The 15,433-nt window shown below is 62.9% G+C and carries 18 protein-coding genes; 6 read left to right on the top strand and 12 right to left on the bottom strand.

The genetic code is table 11. The features are described from left to right. Positions 1–152: 152 nt before the first annotated feature. The 12 genes from EGJ22_RS14375 to EGJ22_RS14320 form a co-directional block, all read right to left on the bottom strand. Positions 153–1,433 carry an MFS transporter gene (locus EGJ22_RS14375; RefSeq protein ID WP_110679329.1) on the bottom strand — a complete coding sequence of 427 codons (1,281 nt, stop codon included), beginning with the start codon at positions 1,431–1,433 and terminating at the stop codon, positions 153–155. Positions 1,434–1,446: 13 nt separating this feature from the next. Then, positions 1,447–2,094 (bottom strand): FadR/GntR family transcriptional regulator, encoded by a 648-nt coding sequence (locus EGJ22_RS14370; RefSeq protein WP_125920307.1) that lies wholly within the window; start codon positions 2,092–2,094, stop codon positions 1,447–1,449. 143 nt (positions 2,095–2,237) lie between these two features. Next, entirely contained in the window at positions 2,238–3,284 is a 1,047-nt protein-coding gene (gene hisC / locus EGJ22_RS14365; RefSeq protein WP_009683023.1) for a histidinol-phosphate transaminase, read from the bottom strand. Between the two features lie 2 nt (positions 3,285–3,286). Further along, on the bottom strand, positions 3,287–4,612 hold the full coding sequence (gene hisD, locus EGJ22_RS14360; protein ID WP_029887545.1) for a histidinol dehydrogenase: 1,326 nt from the start codon (positions 4,610–4,612) through the stop codon (positions 3,287–3,289). A gap of 134 nt (positions 4,613–4,746) precedes the next feature. Next, positions 4,747–5,382, bottom strand: a complete 636-nt coding sequence (gene hisG, locus EGJ22_RS14355) for an ATP phosphoribosyltransferase (RefSeq protein WP_009683026.1) — start codon at positions 5,380–5,382, stop codon at positions 4,747–4,749. 91 nt (positions 5,383–5,473) lie between these two features. Continuing rightward, a complete protein-coding gene (gene murA / locus EGJ22_RS14350; protein ID WP_009683027.1) occupies positions 5,474–6,739 on the bottom strand; it encodes a UDP-N-acetylglucosamine 1-carboxyvinyltransferase in 1,266 nt (421 codons plus the stop codon). Between the two features lie 23 nt (positions 6,740–6,762). Further along, the gene (locus EGJ22_RS14345; protein WP_003255121.1) at positions 6,763–7,002 is read right to left on the bottom strand and encodes a BolA family protein; all 240 of its coding nucleotides are present in this window, start codon (positions 7,000–7,002) and stop codon (positions 6,763–6,765) included. A 117-nt stretch (positions 7,003–7,119) separates the two neighbouring features. Further along, positions 7,120–7,422: a lipid asymmetry maintenance protein MlaB gene (locus EGJ22_RS14340; protein ID WP_009683028.1), complete on the bottom strand. Its 303-nt coding sequence runs from the start codon at positions 7,420–7,422 to the stop codon at positions 7,120–7,122. Continuing rightward, on the bottom strand, positions 7,419–8,066 hold the full coding sequence (locus EGJ22_RS14335) for a phospholipid-binding protein MlaC (protein WP_009683029.1): 648 nt from the start codon (positions 8,064–8,066) through the stop codon (positions 7,419–7,421). The genes EGJ22_RS14340 and EGJ22_RS14335 overlap by 4 nt, the downstream gene beginning before the upstream one ends. Positions 8,067–8,075: 9 nt before the next feature. Beyond that, on the bottom strand, positions 8,076–8,561 hold the full coding sequence (gene mlaD / locus EGJ22_RS14330; protein ID WP_009683030.1) for an outer membrane lipid asymmetry maintenance protein MlaD: 486 nt from the start codon (positions 8,559–8,561) through the stop codon (positions 8,076–8,078). Then, complete coding sequence (gene mlaE, locus EGJ22_RS14325) at positions 8,561–9,358, bottom strand: lipid asymmetry maintenance ABC transporter permease subunit MlaE (protein WP_009683031.1); 798 nt, start codon at positions 9,356–9,358, stop codon at positions 8,561–8,563. Before mlaE ends, mlaD begins: the two co-directional genes overlap by 1 nt. Continuing rightward, complete coding sequence (locus tag EGJ22_RS14320) at positions 9,358–10,167, bottom strand: ATP-binding cassette domain-containing protein (RefSeq protein ID WP_009683032.1); 810 nt, start codon at positions 10,165–10,167, stop codon at positions 9,358–9,360. Before EGJ22_RS14320 ends, mlaE begins: the two co-directional genes overlap by 1 nt. 247 nt (positions 10,168–10,414) lie before the next feature. Between EGJ22_RS14320 and EGJ22_RS14315 the strand changes: the two genes are divergently transcribed. From EGJ22_RS14315 to EGJ22_RS14290, 6 genes are all read left to right on the top strand, one after another. Further along, positions 10,415–11,389 (top strand): KpsF/GutQ family sugar-phosphate isomerase, encoded by a 975-nt coding sequence (locus EGJ22_RS14315; RefSeq protein WP_009683033.1) that lies wholly within the window; start codon positions 10,415–10,417, stop codon positions 11,387–11,389. After that, the gene (locus EGJ22_RS14310; RefSeq protein ID WP_009683034.1) at positions 11,389–11,913 is read left to right on the top strand and encodes an HAD family hydrolase; all 525 of its coding nucleotides are present in this window, start codon (positions 11,389–11,391) and stop codon (positions 11,911–11,913) included. The genes EGJ22_RS14315 and EGJ22_RS14310 overlap by 1 nt, the downstream gene beginning before the upstream one ends. Positions 11,914–11,921: 8 nt before the next feature. Next, positions 11,922–12,494, top strand: a complete 573-nt coding sequence (gene lptC, locus EGJ22_RS14305) for an LPS export ABC transporter periplasmic protein LptC (protein WP_009683035.1) — start codon at positions 11,922–11,924, stop codon at positions 12,492–12,494. Beyond that, positions 12,481–13,005: a lipopolysaccharide transport periplasmic protein LptA gene (lptA, locus tag EGJ22_RS14300; RefSeq protein WP_029887549.1), complete on the top strand. Its 525-nt coding sequence runs from the start codon at positions 12,481–12,483 to the stop codon at positions 13,003–13,005. The genes lptC and lptA overlap by 14 nt, the downstream gene beginning before the upstream one ends. Continuing rightward, complete coding sequence (gene lptB / locus EGJ22_RS14295) at positions 13,006–13,731, top strand: LPS export ABC transporter ATP-binding protein (protein WP_047149963.1); 726 nt, start codon at positions 13,006–13,008, stop codon at positions 13,729–13,731. 173 nt (positions 13,732–13,904) lie between these two features. After that, positions 13,905–15,398, top strand: coding sequence for an RNA polymerase factor sigma-54 (locus EGJ22_RS14290; RefSeq protein WP_047149962.1), 1,494 nt, complete (start codon positions 13,905–13,907; stop codon positions 15,396–15,398). The last annotated feature ends 35 nt before the right edge of the window (positions 15,399–15,433 follow it).

Raw genomic sequence — 15,433 nt, 5'->3', positions numbered from 1 at the left:
GTAGGAGCGAGCGCAGCTCGCGATTGCGCCGCGCGGGCGGCGCTCGCTCTAACAGGCGCTGCCATACCTTGTGGCAATCACCTGTCAGCCCTGATGCGATCCCTGTGGGAGCTGGCTTGCCGGCGACAGGGCCGGTGCTGCCCAGCACAGATTCAGACTTTTTCGCTGGTCACCTGCACATGCAAAGCCCGCCCGGCCCCCAACCCGAAGACGATGGCGCCGACCCCAAGCACAGCGAAGATCCAGCCCACGGCCGCCCAGCCGCCCGTCAGGTCATGCACCAACCCCACCGCGAACGGCCCCATCGACGCCAGGGTATAACCCACGCCTTGGGCCATGCTCGACAGGTTGGCCGCCACGTGGGCATCCTTCGAGCGCAACACGATCAAGGTCAGCGCCAGGGCAAATGTACCACCCTGCCCCAGGCCCAGCACCACGGCCCAGCCCCACAGCCCGGAAAGCGGGGCATACAGGCAACCGAACAGGCCCGCCAGAGTGGTCAGCATGACCACCACGATTGCCAGCCGCTGGTCCTTGCCGCGAGTGGCCAGCCACGGCGCGCTCAGCGAACTCAGCAACTGCACGATGACCGACCCGGAAAGTACCAGGCCGGCCTGGGTCGGGCTCAGGCCACGACCGATCAGGATCGACGGCAGCCAGCCAAACACGATGTAGGCCAGCGACGACTGCAGGCCCATGTACAGGGTCACCTGCCAGGCCAACGGGTCACGCCAGAGGCCACGCACGCGGTATGCCACCTTGTGCAGGCCGTGCCCCTGGCGGGCTTGTGGCAGCCAGACCAGCATGGCCAGCAGCGCCGGGAGCACCCAGAAGCCCAGGCCCAACGCCCAGCTGCCACCGAAATGGCTGGCCAAGGGCACGGTGGCACCCGCCGCCATGGCCGCGCCCAGGCACAAGGCCATGGTGTACACCCCGGTCAGCGTGCCTGCGTGCTGGGGGAAGTCGCGCTTGACGATACCGGGCAACAACACCCCGATGATGCCGATGCTGGCGCCAGCCATCAGGCTGCCCAGAAACACCCCCGCCACGCCCAAACTGCTGCGCACGACAATGCCCAAAGCCAGGGTGAGCAGAATGCCGACGATCACCCGCTCACTACCAAAGCGCCTTGCCAGCATCGGTGCCAGCGGCGCAAACAGCCCCAGGCACAACACCGGCAAGGTAGTCAGCAAACCGGCTTGCGAAGCGTTCAGCCCCAGGCCTTCGGACACCTGGCCCAACACGGGCGCCATGCTCGACAGCGCCGGGCGCAGGTTCAGCGCCACCAGCACCAGGCCGAGCAACAGCAGCCACGGCCGACGTAATTGCACCGGCTGCTGCTGGATTTGCTCGTCGTCGGCCTCGGCGTCGATCAGCAGTTCATCGAGGTCACGCGCGTGCGGTGGGGTGTTGCGGGGTAGGGACTCAGCCATGGTGTTCTCGGGGTCAGGATTCGATGAGGGTACGGCTCAGGCGCTTGGCCCGGTCCGCATCACGCTGTTCGATGGCGTCGAGGATCTGCCCATGCAGATCGAACGTGGCCTGGCAGCGGGGCACGGTCGCCATGCTGTGCTGCAGCGCCGCCGCGACCACGCCGGAGAAATAGCGGTAAAGCTCGCTGAGGGCGGGGTTGTGGGCGGCATCGACCAGCCGCTGGTGAAACACCAGGTCGCACCTTATGTAGTGATCGACATCACCATGAAAATGCCCGGCGCTGCCGGCCAGCGCTTCGCGCAGCCCTTGCAGGTCTGCATCGGTGCGCCGCAGCGCGGCCAGGCCAATCGCCTCCGCCTCGAGAATGTGGCGGGTTTCACGGGCCTGCTCGGCGGTACAGCGGGCCATGGCCTGCATCGCCAGCAACGGGTCCTGCGCGGTACGCAGGTAGCTGCCGTCGCCTTGGCGTACTTCGACCAGGCCGCTGAAGGCCAGCACGCGCATGGCTTCGCGCACGGTGTTACGGCTGATGCCCAGTTGCAGGGCCAGTTCCGGCTCGGTCGGCAGGCGCTGGCCGATCTGCCAGTCACCCTGGGCGATGCGCTCACGCAGTTGCTCAACGGCCTGCTCGACGAGGGAGCGTTTGATCAATAACGACATCGATACATCCAGTCATCGGACGAATTAGGGCTAACCATAAGCGCTGAATCAATAGGCTGCAACGCTTCACAGAATTGTTTTTGAGTAGGCACCGGGCGCCGCGCGGGCGGCGCTCGGTGTGACAGGCGCTAGAAAGGGCCCGGTCAGTTCAAGGCATCCAGCAGCGCCTGGTTCATCTCCGGCGTGCCAATGGTGATCCGCAGGAACTGAGCGATACGTGCCTGCTTGAAGTGGCGCACGATGACGCCCTGCTCGCGCAAGCGCGCTGCCAACTCGGCGGCATCCTGTTGCGGGTGGCGCGCGAAAATGAAGTTGGCCGCCGACGGCAGCACTTCGAAGCCCTTGGCCTGTAGCTGGCCAACCAACGCCTCGCGGCTGTCGATGACCTTGCGGCAGGTTTGCTCGAAGTACTCTCGGTCCTCGAAAGCCGCGGCAGCGCCAACAATGGCCGCACGGTCCAGCGGGTAGGAGTTGAAGCTGTTCTTGATGCGCTCCAATGCTTCGATCAGGTCCGGGTGCCCCACGGCCAAGCCGACACGCAGCCCCGCCAACGAGCGCGATTTGGACAAGGTCTGGGTCACCAGCAGGTTGTCGTAGCGGTCGACCAGGCTGATGGCGGTTTCGCCGCCGAAGTCGATGTACGCTTCATCCACTACCACCACCGAGTCACGGTTGGCCTGCAGCAGTTGCTCTACCGCCTGCAGTGGCATCAGGCAACCCGTAGGCGCGTTGGGGTTGGGGAAGATGATCCCGGCATTGGGCTTGTTGTAGTCCTCGATACGGATCTGGAACTGCTCGTCCAGGGCTACCTGCTCGAACGCGATGCCGTAGAGACCACAGTACACCGGGTAGAAGCTGTAGCTGATATCGGGGAACAACAACGGTGCATCGTGCTGGAACAGGCCGTGGAAGATGTGCGCCAGCACCTCGTCCGAACCATTGCCGACAAACACTTGCGCCGGGGTAACGCCGTAATACTCGGCCACCGCCTGCTTCAGGCGGTCGCCGTTAGGATCGGGGTACAGGCGCAGGTTGTCGTTCAGCTCCGCGCGCATGGCCTCCAGCGCCTTGGGCGACGGGCCGTAGGGGTTCTCGTTGGTGTTCAGCTTGACCAGCCGCGCCAGTTTGGGCTGCTCGCCCGGCACGTAAGGCACCAGGTCCTTGACGAAGGGGCTCCAGAATCGGCTCATGTTCAGTTCCCCTTCTGTTGGGTCAGGATGCGGTATTCAGCGCTTCGGGCGTGCGCGGTCAGCGATTCGCCACGGGCCAGCACGGAGGCAGTCTGGCCCAGTTCGGACGCGCCTTGCTCGGAGCAGAAGATGATCGACGAGCGCTTCTGGAAGTCGTACACACCCAACGGCGACGAGAAGCGTGCAGTGCCGGAGGTTGGCAACACGTGGTTGGGGCCGGCGCAGTAATCACCCAGTGCTTCGCTGGTGTGGCGGCCCATGAAGATCGCCCCGGCGTGGCGAATGTGCGGCAGCCAGGCCTGCGGGTCGGCCACCGACAGTTCCAGGTGCTCGGGGGCAATGCGGTTGGCCACGTCCATGGCCTGCTGCATGTCTTTTACCTGGATCAATGCACCACGGCCGTTGACCGACTTCTGGATGATTTGCGCACGCTCCATGGTCGGCAGCAGCTTGTCGATACTGGCAGCGACACGGTCGAGGAAGGCGGCATCCGGGCTGACCAGAATGGCCTGTGCGTCTTCGTCGTGTTCAGCCTGGGAGAACAGGTCCATGGCGATCCAGTCCGGGTCGGTCTGACCGTCGCACACCACCAGGATTTCCGAAGGCCCGGCGATCATGTCGATGCCCACCTGGCCAAATACATGGCGCTTGGCAGTGGCCACGTAGATGTTGCCCGGGCCGACGATCTTGTCGACCTGTGGCACGCTTTCGGTGCCATAGGCCAGTGCCGCGACCGCCTGGGCGCCACCGACAGTGAACACGCGGTCGACACCGGCGATGCAGGCAGCGGCCAGCACCAGCTCGTTGACCTCACCCCGCGGGGTCGGCACCACCATCACCACTTCGGCCACGCCGGCCACCTTGGCCGGGATGGCATTCATCAGCACTGACGAGGGGTACGAGGCCTTGCCACCGGGCACATACAGGCCGGCCCGATCCAGCGGGGTAACCTTCTGCCCCAGTACGGTGCCGTCGGCTTCGGTGTACTGCCAGGAATCCTGCTTCTGCCGCTCATGGTAGATGCGCACACGTTCGGCGGCCTTTTCCAGGGCCTGGCGCTGTACGGGGGTGATACGGGTCAGCGCCAGCTCCAGGCGCTCGCGATCGAGGATCAGGTCATCGATCGATGTGGCCTGAACGCCATCGAAACGCTGGGTGAACTCCACCAGCGCTGCGTCGCCACGCTCGCGCACGGCCTTGATGATGTCCAGCACGCGCTGGTTGACCGCGTCATCGGACACACTTTCCCAGCTCAGCAGATGATCCAGATGTCGGGCGAAATCCGGATCAGCAGCGTTGAGACGGGCAATTGCAGTGGACACGGTCATGGCGAGGGCCTCGATGATTAGCGAATGCTCAGGCGCCCTAGGCTACCAGTCCATCCGCGCGGGCACCCGAGAAAAGTGGCTATGACGCGGATAGATGGGCGCGGCAGCAACGGCCGCGCGCAATCGGTAGGGAATTAACCGCGGTGTCGCGATTCGACCGCCGCGCGCAGCGTGTCGATAAGGCTCTGGATGCGGGCGTGCTGCATCTTCATGGAAGCCTTGTTGACCACCAGGCGCGAGCTGATCGTGGCGATCATTTCCTGGGGCTCCAGGCCATTGGCCCGCAGGGTGTTGCCGGTATCTACCACGTCGATGATCTTGTCGGCGAGGTTGATCAGCGGTGCCAGCTCCATCGAGCCGTACAGCTTGATGATGTCGACCTGGCGGCCCTGTTCGGCGTAGTAACGCTTGGCGACGTTGACGAACTTGGTGGCCACGCGCAGGCGGCCCTTGGGCTCAGGGGCGCCGACCACGCCTGCGGTCATCAGCTTGCAGCGGGCAATCTGCAGGTCCAGTGGCTCGTACAGGCCCTGGCCGCCGTACTCCATCAGCACGTCCTTGCCGGCCACACCCAGGTCGGCAGCACCATGCTCGACATAGGTCGGCACGTCGGTAGCACGCACGATCAGCAGGCGTACGTCGTCCTGCGTGGTAGGGATGATCAGTTTGCGGCTCTTGTCCGGGTTCTCGGTCGGCACGATGCCGGCCTCCGCCAGCAACGGCAAGGTATCGTCGAGAATACGGCCTTTGGAAAGCGCGATGGTCAACATTGGAACGTCAGTCCTTAAGCGGCTACTGCTGGCCAGGTCATGGACCTGGCCGCTTTCAATTCAAACGGTGCGTCCTTGCACCAGAGGGCGATCAGCCCGGTACGCGGCGGATTTTCGCGCCGAGCATCTGCAGTTTTTCTTCGATGCACTCGTAGCCACGGTCAATGTGGTAGATGCGGTCGATCAGCGTGTCACCTTCGGCCACCAGCGCCGAGAGCACCAGGCTGGCCGACGCGCGCAGATCGGTGGCCATGACCGGGGCGCCTTTGAGGGCCGGTACACCGGTAACGATCGCGGTGTTGCCTTCGACCTGGATCTGCGCCCCCATGCGGTGCATTTCGTACACGTGCATGAAACGGTTTTCGAAGATGGTTTCGATGACGGCACCGGTGCCTTCGGCAATGGCGTTCAGCGAGATGAACTGCGCCTGCATGTCGGTGGGGAACGCTGGGTACGGCGCAGTACGCAGGTTCACGGCTTTTGGCCGCTTGCCCTGCATGTCGAGCTCGATCCAGTCTTCACCGGTGGTGATCTCGGCGCCGGCTTCCTTGAGCTTTTCCAGCACGGCCTCAAGGATGGTCGGGTCGGTATCCTTGACCTTGACGCGGCCACCGGTCACGGCAGCGGCAACCAGGTAGGTACCGGTCTCGATACGGTCCGGCATCACACGGTAGCTGGCCGACGCCAGGCGCTCGACGCCATCGATGGTGATGGTGTCGGTACCGGCACCTTGCACCTTGCCGCCCATGGCGTTGATGAAGTTGGCCAGGTCGACCACCTCCGGCTCACGCGCAGCGTTCTGCAGCACGCTGCGGCCTTTGGCCAGCGCTGCGGCCATCATGATGTTTTCGGTACCGGTCACGCTGACGGTGTCGAAGAAGAAATGCGCACCGCGCAGGCCGCCCTCAGGCGCCTTGGCCTTGATGTAGCCGGCTTCGACCTCGATCTTCGCACCCATGGCCTCCAGACCACGGATGTGCAGGTCGACCGGGCGCGAACCGATCGCGCAACCGCCAGGCAGTGCCACCTCGGCCTCGCCGAAGCGGGCGACCATCGGGCCCAGCACCAGGATCGAGGCGCGCATGGTCTTGACCAGCTCGTACGGCGCGACCAGGGTCTTGATGGTGCGGGGGTCGATTTCCACCGCCAGCTTTTCGTCGATCACAGGCTCGATGCCCATGCGGCCGAACAGCTCGATCATGGTGGTGATGTCGTGCAGGTGCGGCAGGTTGCCTACGGTGACCGGGCCATCGGCCAGCAGGGTCGCCGCCAGAATCGGCAGGGCCGCGTTCTTCGCACCCGAAATACGGATCTCGCCGTCAAGACGAGCGCCGCCAGTAATAATCAGTTTGTCCATTGGAATCTCGCCGCCAAGTTGGCTCAGGTGCGCTCAGCCCAGGCTGCGCTGCTGAAAAATTTCATGGTTACCGCATGGATGCTGCCATTGGCGATCCACGGATTCAGATGAGCATAGATAGCCTGCTGGCGTTTGACCGGGCTCAGGCCAGCCAACTCGTCGCTGATCACGTTCAACTGGAAGTTGCAGCCTTCGCCTTCAACTTCTACCCGGGAACCCGGCAATTTCTCTTCAAGGAAGCTTTTAACTTCTACGGCCTGCATGCTCAACCTCAATCGGCGCCCGATGCGCACGGGTCGGCCATCATACAAAAAAGCCCCTCGCCTGCGAAGCCCAACGAGGGCTTCGCTGACCGAGGGGCCGTCATCCGTGCCGGGCCATCAGGTCGCCAGCACTTGATCGAGGTCGTAGACCTCGGCAATTTCCCGCATGTCGTCGGGCATGCCCCGCACCCGACAGGCCTTGCCTGCGGCCTGGGCATCGCGCATGAACGACAGCAGCAACGACAGGCCGACACTGGTGGAGCGCAGCACGCCCGAGCAATCGAGCACCAGTTGCGCATCCCGGCTGGCAGTGATCAGCGCCTTGCCTTGCTTGCGCAACTGCGGCCCGCTGCGATAGTCCAGCACGCCGGACAGGCTCAGCACGCCCGGCTCAGCCATGCTTACCGCGGCCTCACTCATTTCACCGCCTTTTCTGGCGAGTTGTCGGCGGCCTGCTTGGCCTTGGCCACTTCGCCGGCCCAGCCGTCGATGGTCTTGTCCAGGTTGTTGCCGTTGCGCTGCATGGCATCGGCGAACTGGTCACGGAACAGCTTGCCGATGTTGATGCCGTTGACGATGACGTTACGCACCTTCCACTCGCCACCCAGGTTTTCCAGGGTGTACTGCACCGGGTACACGGCGCCATTGTTGCCGGTAACCTTCATGCCCACCGAAGCGCGCTTGCCATCATCGGCCTTGGCCGGGTCGACGACGATCCCTTGGTTGTTGTACTCCAGCAACGCATTGCCGTAGAACTGGAACAGGCTGCGCTTGAAGTTTTCCTGGAAGCGCTGCATCTGCTCGGGCGTGGCCTTGCGCGAGTACTTGACGGTCATGATGCTGCGGGAAATACCGTCGGCATCGACCACCGGCGCGAGAATCCGGTCAAGGGTGTCGTAGAACGCTTGTGGGTTGGCCTTGTACTGCTCTTTGTTGGCCTTGAGTTCACCCAGCAACTCGGTGGTGGTGCCCTGAACCACGTCATGCGGCGACTGCGCGGCCAAGGTCATCAGGGGGAAAGCCGCCAGCAACACCAGCAGGCCACGTCGCAAGATCGAAATCATGGAAACTCCTCAATTAGCCGGTTGCGCTTCTTTCGGTTCCTTGCCAACGGAGTTGAGCAGGAACTTGCCTATCAGGTCTTCCAGCACCAGGGCAGACTGGGTGTCGTGAATGGTCGAGCCGTCCTTGAGCACGTCTTCCTCACCGCCCACGCTGATACCGATGTACTTCTCGCCGAGCAGACCGGCGGTCAGGATCGAGGCAGTGGAGTCGGTCGGCAGGTTGTCCACCGACTTGTCCAGCTGCAGGGTCACCCGACCGGTATAGGAATCACGGTCCAGATCGATGGCGGTGACCTTGCCGATGGTCACGCCCGCCATGGTCACCTTGGCTCTGACCGTCAAACCGGCGATATTGTCGAAATAGGCATAAACTTTATAGGTATCGCTGCTCGGGCTGGCCGACAGCCCGCTGACACGCAGGGCCAGCAGCAGCAGCGCCAGGATCCCGGCCAGCAGGAACAGGCCGACACCGATTTCCAGGGTGCGGTTTTGCATCAGAAATCTCCAAACATCAAGGCGGTCAGAATAAAGTCCAGACCCAGCACTGCCAACGAGGCATAGACCACGGTCTTGGTGGTTGCACGGCTGATCCCTTCTGAAGTGGGCTCACAGTCGTACCCCTGGAATACGGCGATCCAGGTCGCGACGAATGCGAACACCAGGCTCTTGATCAGCCCGTTGAGCACGTCGTCGGTGAACGAAACACTGTTCTGCATGTTGGCCCAGAACGAGCCCTCGTATACGCCCAGCCAGTCCACGGCGACCCACGAGCCCCCCCAGATACCGACCACACTGAAGATCAGCGCCAGCAGCGGCAACGAGATGAAACCGGCCCACAAGCGTGGCGCCACGATGTACTTGAGCGGGTCGACGCCGATCATCTCCAGGCTGGACAACTGCTCGGTGGACTTCATGTTGCCGATTTCGGCAGTCAGTGCAGAACCGGCACGGCCCGCGAACAGCAACGCCGTGACCACCGGCCCAAGTTCCCGCAACAGGGTCAGGGCCACCATCTGGCCCACGGCCTGCTCGGAGCCGTACTTGGTGAGGATGCTGTAGCCCTGCAGCGCCAGCACCATGCCGATGAACACCCCGGACACGACGACGATCGCCAGCGACAGCACGCCCACCGAGTACAGCTGCCTGATCAGCAGCTGGAAGCCACCGCCAATGCCGCCGCGCCCAACCAGGGCATGGAACAGGAACAGGCAGGAACGCCCGAGTACCGCCACCACGTCGATGGCCGAGCGGCCCAGCAGCCGGACACGTTCGAGTAAGGATTTTCTGCGCATCAACGCGCCCCCAGCAGGTCGGCGCTGTAGTCAGGCGCAGGGAAATGGAACGGCACCGGGCCATCCGGGTCGCCTTTCATGAACTGGCGGATCCGCGGGTTGTCCGAGCCCATCAGCTCATCGGGGGTACCCTGCCCCAGCACCTGGCCGTCGCCCACCACATAGATGTAGTCGGCGATGCTGGCGGTTTCTGCGAGGTCATGGGACACCACGATGCTGGTAATGCCCAAGGCATCGTTGAGCAGGCGGATCAAGCGCACCAGTACCCCCATGGCAATCGGGTCCTGCCCGACGAACGGCTCGTCGTACATGAGGATCTGCGGGTCCAGGGCGATTGCCCGGGCCAGCGCCACGCGGCGCTTCATGCCACCGGACAGCTCATCGGGCATCAGGTCGATGGCCCCACGAAGCCCCACGGCCTGCAGTTTCATCAACACGATGTCACGGATCATGTCGTCTGCAAGCTGGGTATGCACGCGCAGCGGAAATGCGACGTTCTCGAACACATCGAGGTCGGTGAACAGCGCGCCGCTCTGAAACAGCACGCCCATCTGCTTGCGGGCGTCGAACAGGTCGCTGCGCGACAGCGTCGGCAGGTTCTGCCCGGCGACCCATACCTCACCACTGGCGGGGCGCAGCTGCGCGCCCATCAGGCGAAGCAACGTGGTCTTGCCGCAACCCGATGGCCCCATGATGCCGGTGACCTTGCCGCGCGGGATGCGAATATCGACGTTGCTGAAAATGCTACGCGAACCGCGCTTGAAGGTAACACCCTTCAATTCCACCGCGTAGGCGCTATCCACACTCATCTAGACTCCTTGCTGATGCAGCCTCGTCCTTATGGACGCCAGCCTCCCTGCAGAAGGCACACGCGCCCTTGGCAGGCCGAATAGCGGCGAACTATAGCACCGCTGCCCGCGCGCCCCCAAGGTCATGCATGCCCCGTTCAGCTACGAGACAGGCTGGCGCGCCCGGGACCAGGCAGATGGAAAAGGTGAGGGTTTCGTCGATTGCGGCTATAATCGCCGACTTTTCATCAGGCAGTGCTTTATCGACATGAGCCAATCCAGCGAGCTGATTCAATCCGCACAGCGCACCGTGCGCCTGGAACTCGAGGCCGTAGAGGGCCTGCTGGCGCGCATCGACGAGCATTTCGTCAAAGCCTGCGAACTGATCCTGGCCAGCCAGGGCCGCGTCGTGGTGCTTGGCATGGGCAAGTCCGGGCATATCGGCAACAAAATTGCCGCGACCCTCGCCAGCACCGGCACCCCCGCGTTTTTCGTGCACCCGGCCGAAGCCAGCCATGGCGACATGGGCATGATCACCGGCAACGATATCATCCTGGCGCTGTCCAACTCAGGCAGCACGGCCGAGATCGTCACGTTGCTGCCGCTGGTCAAGCGCCTGGGCATCACCCTCATCAGCCTTACCGGCAACCCGGATTCCACCTTGGCCCAGGCAGCAGAGGTGAACCTGGATGCCCGGGTCGCACAGGAGGCCTGCCCGCTGAACCTTGCCCCTACCTCCTCGACCACTGCGGCACTGGTGTTGGGTGACGCGCTGGCCATTGCTCTGCTCGAAGCGCGCGGGTTCACTGCCGAGGACTTCGCCTTTTCGCACCCTGGCGGCGCCTTGGGGCGGCGGCTGCTGCTGAAGGTCGAGCATGTGATGCACAGCGGTGACCAGTTGCCCAAGGTGCTGCGTGGCACGTTGCTCAAGGATGCCCTGCTGGAAATGTCGCGCAAAGGGCTGGGCATGACCGCTGTGCTCGAGGCAGACGGCAAGCTGGCCGGTATCTTCACCGATGGCGACCTGCGCCGCAGCCTGGACCGCAATATCGACGTGCATACCACGTTGATCGACCACGTCATGACCGTGCATGGCAAAACTGCACGGGCCGAAATGCTCGCCGCCGAGGCCCTTAAAATCATGGAAGACAACAAAATCAACGCACTGGTGGTCGTCGACCAGGACGACCGGCCGACAGGTGCCCTGAACATGCACGACCTGTTGCGTGCAGGAGTTATGTGATGAGCCAGAATCTCATGCAACGTGGCCAGGCCATCAAGCTGGCCGTGTTCGATGTCGACGGCGTACTGACCGATGGGCGACTGTACTTTCTCGAAGACGGCAGCGAATTCAAGACCTTCAATACCCTCGACGGCCAGGGCATCAAGATGCTCATGGCGTCGGGCGTGACCACGGCCATCATCAGCGGGCGCAAGACCCCGGTGGTCGAGCGGCGGGCTGCGAACCTGGGTATCGCGCACCTGTTTCAGGGCCGCGAAGACAAATTGGTGGTTCTTGACGGGCTGCTTGCCGAACTCGGCCTAAGCTATGAACAGGTCGCCTACCTGGGCGACGACCTGCCCGACCTGCCGGTGATTCGCCGCGTCGGTCTGGGTATGGCAGTGGCCAACGCCGCGCCCTTCGTTCGCCAGCATGCCCACGGCGTGACCCAGGCGCGCGGCGGCGAAGGCGCTGCCCGCGAGTTCTGCGAACTGATCATGCAGGCCCAGGGCACCCTGGACGCTGCCAACGCCAACTACTTGTAAGGCCGCCCATGTTCAGCAAGAAGGTCCGCAATATTGCGCTGCTGGCGGTGATTGCTGCCGTGCTCGCTGCCATTGGCTACTGGAATGTCAGCCCTGAAAGCTTCCTCGACCAGCCTGTGGCGCAGGTCGACGAGAGCGCCATCGACTACTATGCGATCAACGCCCATAGTGTGCAGTTCTTGCCGGACGGCAAATTGCAGTACGAAATGACCGCCGACAAGGTCGAGCACGTCAAGGCGACCGAAGTTACCCTGGTGACCACGCCGGACCTGCGCCTTTACCGCGGCACCGAATACCCGTGGCATGTTCAGAGCGAGCGCGCCGAGGTCAGCCCGGACGGCAACGAGGTCGAACTGATCAACAAGGTCCGCGTTGCCCGCACCGACGAAAGGCAACGCGACACCATCATCACCAGCTCACGCATGACCGTATTCCCGCAGAAGCAATATGCGCAGACCGAGCAAGCCGTTAGAATCGACGGCGCCGGTGGCACAACCACGGGCAAGGGCATGAAAGCGTATTTGAAAGAAGGCAAGATGGACTTGCTCTCTAACGTAAGAGGACAGTATGAGGCTCGTTAAAACCCTCCCCCTTTTGCTCAGCCTGAGCGCAGCACTGGGAAGCGCGAGCGCCTTCGCCCTGCCGAATGACCGTGACCAGCCAATCCGTATCCAGGCCGACAACGCGCATCTGGACGACAAGCAGGGTGTCGCGACGTACACCGGTGACGTGATCATCACTCAAGGCTCGATGATGATCAAAGGCAATACCGTGACCATGACCCGCGCCGCCAACGGCGACATCGACGTGGTCACTTCGGTTGGCAACCTGGCCTACTTCGAGCAGCAGCAGAGCGCCGCCAAGCCCGACAAGATGAAGGGCTGGGCAGTGACCATCCAATACCAGGCGCAAAAAGACACCGTGATCCTCACCGACCGCGCCAAGGTCGAGAACGAAGGCAACACCACCGAGGGCGAGAAGATCGTCTACAACACCAAGTCGCAGGTGGCTACCGCCGGCCGTGGCGGTAACGTGACCCAGCCACGTCAGCGCATCGACATGGTGATCCAGCCCAAGAAGAAGGCCGAGTAAATGGCAACCCTAAAAGCCCAGCACCTGGCCAAAAGCTACAAGGGGCGCCAGGTCGTACGTGATGTCAGCCTGTCGATCGACAGCGGCCAGATCGTCGGATTGCTCGGCCCGAACGGTGCCGGCAAGACCACCTGCTTCTACATGATCGTCGGCCTGGTCCAGGCCGAGCAGGGTCGTGTCCTGATCGACAACCTCGATGTCAGCTACCAGCCCATGCACGGCCGCGCGCGCGCCGGCATCGGCTACCTGCCGCAGGAAGCCTCGATCTTCCGCAAGCTTTCGGTGGCCGACAACATCATGGCCATCCTCGAGACCCGCAAGGACCTCGACCGCGATGGCCGGCGCAAGGAACTGGAAAGCCTGCTGCAGGAGTTCCACATCAGCCACATCCGCGACAACCTCGGCATGAGCCTGTCCGGTGGCGAACGCCGCCGTGTCGAGATCGCCCGCGCCCTGGCGACCGCACCCAAGTTCATCCTGCTGGACGAACCCTTCGCCGGCGTGGACCCGATCTCGGTCGGCGACATCAAGCAGATCATCCACCACCTCAAGGCCAAGGGTATCGGTGTGCTGATCACGGACCACAACGTGCGCGAAACGCTGGATATCTGCGAGACCGCCTACATCGTCAACGATGGCCGGCTGATCGCCGAAGGCGACGCCGAAACCATCCTGGCCAACGAACTGGTCAAAGAGGTTTACCTGGGCCACGAGTTCCGGCTCTGACCCACCCCTGCCTGGGGTACTGGCAACCTGCCCTGAAGCCGGGGTTAAAATTGTTACGTACTCTAGGCAAACGCTACAATTTAAGGCATAAAACTTGCTTGATCTGGCGCCCCGGCGCCCTCGTGTAGTGGATGGCGCATGCGCGCCGGCGAACAAGGTATTAAGCCCCAGCCATGAAACCATCGCTCGTCCTAAAAATGGGCCAGCAACTGACGATGACACCGCAGTTGCAACAGGCCATCCGCCTGCTCCAGCTTTCCACCCTGGACCTCCAACAGGAAATCCAGGAGGCGCTGGAGTCGAACCCGATGCTCGAACGCCAGGAAGACGGCGACGACTTCGACAACAGCGACCCGATGGCCGACAACGCCGAGAACAAGCCGGCCGCCGACGTTCAGGACAACAGCTTCCAGGAAAGCACGGTCAGTGCCGACAACCTCGAAGACGGTGAATGGAGCGAGCGCATCCCCAACGAGCTGCCGGTCGACACCGCCTGGGAAGACATCTACCAGACCAGCGCCAGCAGCCTGCCGAGCAACGATGACGACGAGTGGGACTTCACCACGCGGACATCGGCCGGCGAAAGCCTGCAAAGCCACCTGCTGTGGCAACTGAACCTGGCGCCGATGTCGGATACCGACCGCCTGATCGCCGTGACCCTGATCGACAGCATCAACGGCCAGGGCTACCTGGAAGACACCCTCGAAGAAATCTGCGCTGGCTTCGACCCGGAGCTGGATATCGAGCTGGACGAAGTCGAAGCGGTGCTGCACCGCATTCAGCAGTTCGAACCGGCAGGCGTCGCGGCACGCACCCTTGGCGAGTGCCTGTTGCTGCAACTGCGCCAACTGCCTGCCAGCACGCCGTGGCTGAACGAGGCGAAACGGCTGGTCTGCGATTTCATCGACTTGCTCGGCAGCCGCGACTACAGCCAGCTCATGCGGCGCATGAAAATCAAGGAAGACGAACTGCGCCAGGTGATCGAACTGGTGCAAAGCCTCAACCCGCGCCCGGGTTCGCAGATCGAGTCCAGCGAGCCCGAGTACGTGGTACCGGACGTGATCGTGCGCAAGGACAGCGACCGCTGGCTGGTGGAACTGAACCAGGAAGCCATCCCGCGCCTGCGCGTGAACGCTCAATACGCCGGCTTCGTGCGCCGCGCCGACACCAGTGCCGACAACACCTTCATGCGCAACCAACTGCAGGAGGCGCGCTGGTTCATCAAGAGCCTGCAAAGCCGCAACGAAACCCTGATGAAAGTCGCCACGCAGATCGTCGAGCATCAGCGCGGCTTCCTCGATCATGGCGACGAAGCGATGAAACCGCTGGTGCTGCATGACATTGCCGAAGCGGTGGGCATGCACGAGTCGACCATTTCCCGGGTGACCACGCAGAAATACATGCACACGCCCCGCGGCATCTACGAACTGAAATACTTTTTCTCCAGCCACGTCAGCACCTCCGAAGGCGGAGAATGCTCGTCTACAGCGATCCGCGCGATCATCAAGAAACTGGTTGCAGCGGAAAATCAGAAAAAGCCATTGAGTGACAGCAAGATCGCTGGTTTACTGGAGGCACAAGGCATCCAGGTGGCCCGCCGCACCGTCGCCAAGTACCGCGAGTCTCTCGGCATCGCACCGTCGAGTGAGCGCAAGCGACTGATGTAGCCCCTGAGATCTGCCATAGCGTTTGCGGGGCAGGT

The organism is Pseudomonas sp. p99-361, from assembly GCF_003935475.1.
Lineage (GTDB): Bacteria > Pseudomonadota > Gammaproteobacteria > Pseudomonadales > Pseudomonadaceae > Aquipseudomonas > Aquipseudomonas juntendi.
This window is presented reverse-complemented; position numbering and strand designations above follow the sequence as displayed.

Bases quoted from the DNA above. Each gene is read 5' to 3' on its own strand.
- mlaD (WP_009683030.1), bottom strand. From the start codon at position 8,561: ATGCAAAACCGCACCCTGGAAATCGGTGTCGGCCTGTTCCTGCTGGCC.
- EGJ22_RS14345 (WP_003255121.1), bottom strand. From the start codon at position 7,002: ATGCAGGCCGTAGAAGTTAAAAGCTTCCTTGAAGAGAAATTGCCGGGT.
- hisC (WP_009683023.1), bottom strand. From the start codon at position 3,284: ATGAGCCGATTCTGGAGCCCCTTCGTCAAGGACCTGGTGCCTTACGTG.
- mlaE (WP_009683031.1), bottom strand. From the start codon at position 9,358: ATGCGCAGAAAATCCTTACTCGAACGTGTCCGGCTGCTGGGCCGCTCG.
- lptC (WP_009683035.1), top strand. From the start codon at position 11,922: ATGTTCAGCAAGAAGGTCCGCAATATTGCGCTGCTGGCGGTGATTGCT.
- EGJ22_RS14340 (WP_009683028.1), bottom strand. From the start codon at position 7,422: ATGAGTGAGGCCGCGGTAAGCATGGCTGAGCCGGGCGTGCTGAGCCTG.
- hisG (WP_009683026.1), bottom strand. From the start codon at position 5,382: ATGTTGACCATCGCGCTTTCCAAAGGCCGTATTCTCGACGATACCTTG.
- lptB (WP_047149963.1), top strand. From the start codon at position 13,006: ATGGCAACCCTAAAAGCCCAGCACCTGGCCAAAAGCTACAAGGGGCGC.
- EGJ22_RS14375 (WP_110679329.1), bottom strand. From the start codon at position 1,433: ATGGCTGAGTCCCTACCCCGCAACACCCCACCGCACGCGCGTGACCTC.
- murA (WP_009683027.1), bottom strand. From the start codon at position 6,739: ATGGACAAACTGATTATTACTGGCGGCGCTCGTCTTGACGGCGAGATC.
- EGJ22_RS14310 (WP_009683034.1), top strand. From the start codon at position 11,389: ATGAGCCAGAATCTCATGCAACGTGGCCAGGCCATCAAGCTGGCCGTG.
- EGJ22_RS14370 (WP_125920307.1), bottom strand. From the start codon at position 2,094: ATGTCGTTATTGATCAAACGCTCCCTCGTCGAGCAGGCCGTTGAGCAA.
- EGJ22_RS14290 (WP_047149962.1), top strand. From the start codon at position 13,905: ATGAAACCATCGCTCGTCCTAAAAATGGGCCAGCAACTGACGATGACA.
- EGJ22_RS14315 (WP_009683033.1), top strand. From the start codon at position 10,415: ATGAGCCAATCCAGCGAGCTGATTCAATCCGCACAGCGCACCGTGCGC.
- hisD (WP_029887545.1), bottom strand. From the start codon at position 4,612: ATGACCGTGTCCACTGCAATTGCCCGTCTCAACGCTGCTGATCCGGAT.
- EGJ22_RS14335 (WP_009683029.1), bottom strand. From the start codon at position 8,066: ATGATTTCGATCTTGCGACGTGGCCTGCTGGTGTTGCTGGCGGCTTTC.
- lptA (WP_029887549.1), top strand. From the start codon at position 12,481: ATGAGGCTCGTTAAAACCCTCCCCCTTTTGCTCAGCCTGAGCGCAGCA.
- EGJ22_RS14320 (WP_009683032.1), bottom strand. From the start codon at position 10,167: ATGAGTGTGGATAGCGCCTACGCGGTGGAATTGAAGGGTGTTACCTTC.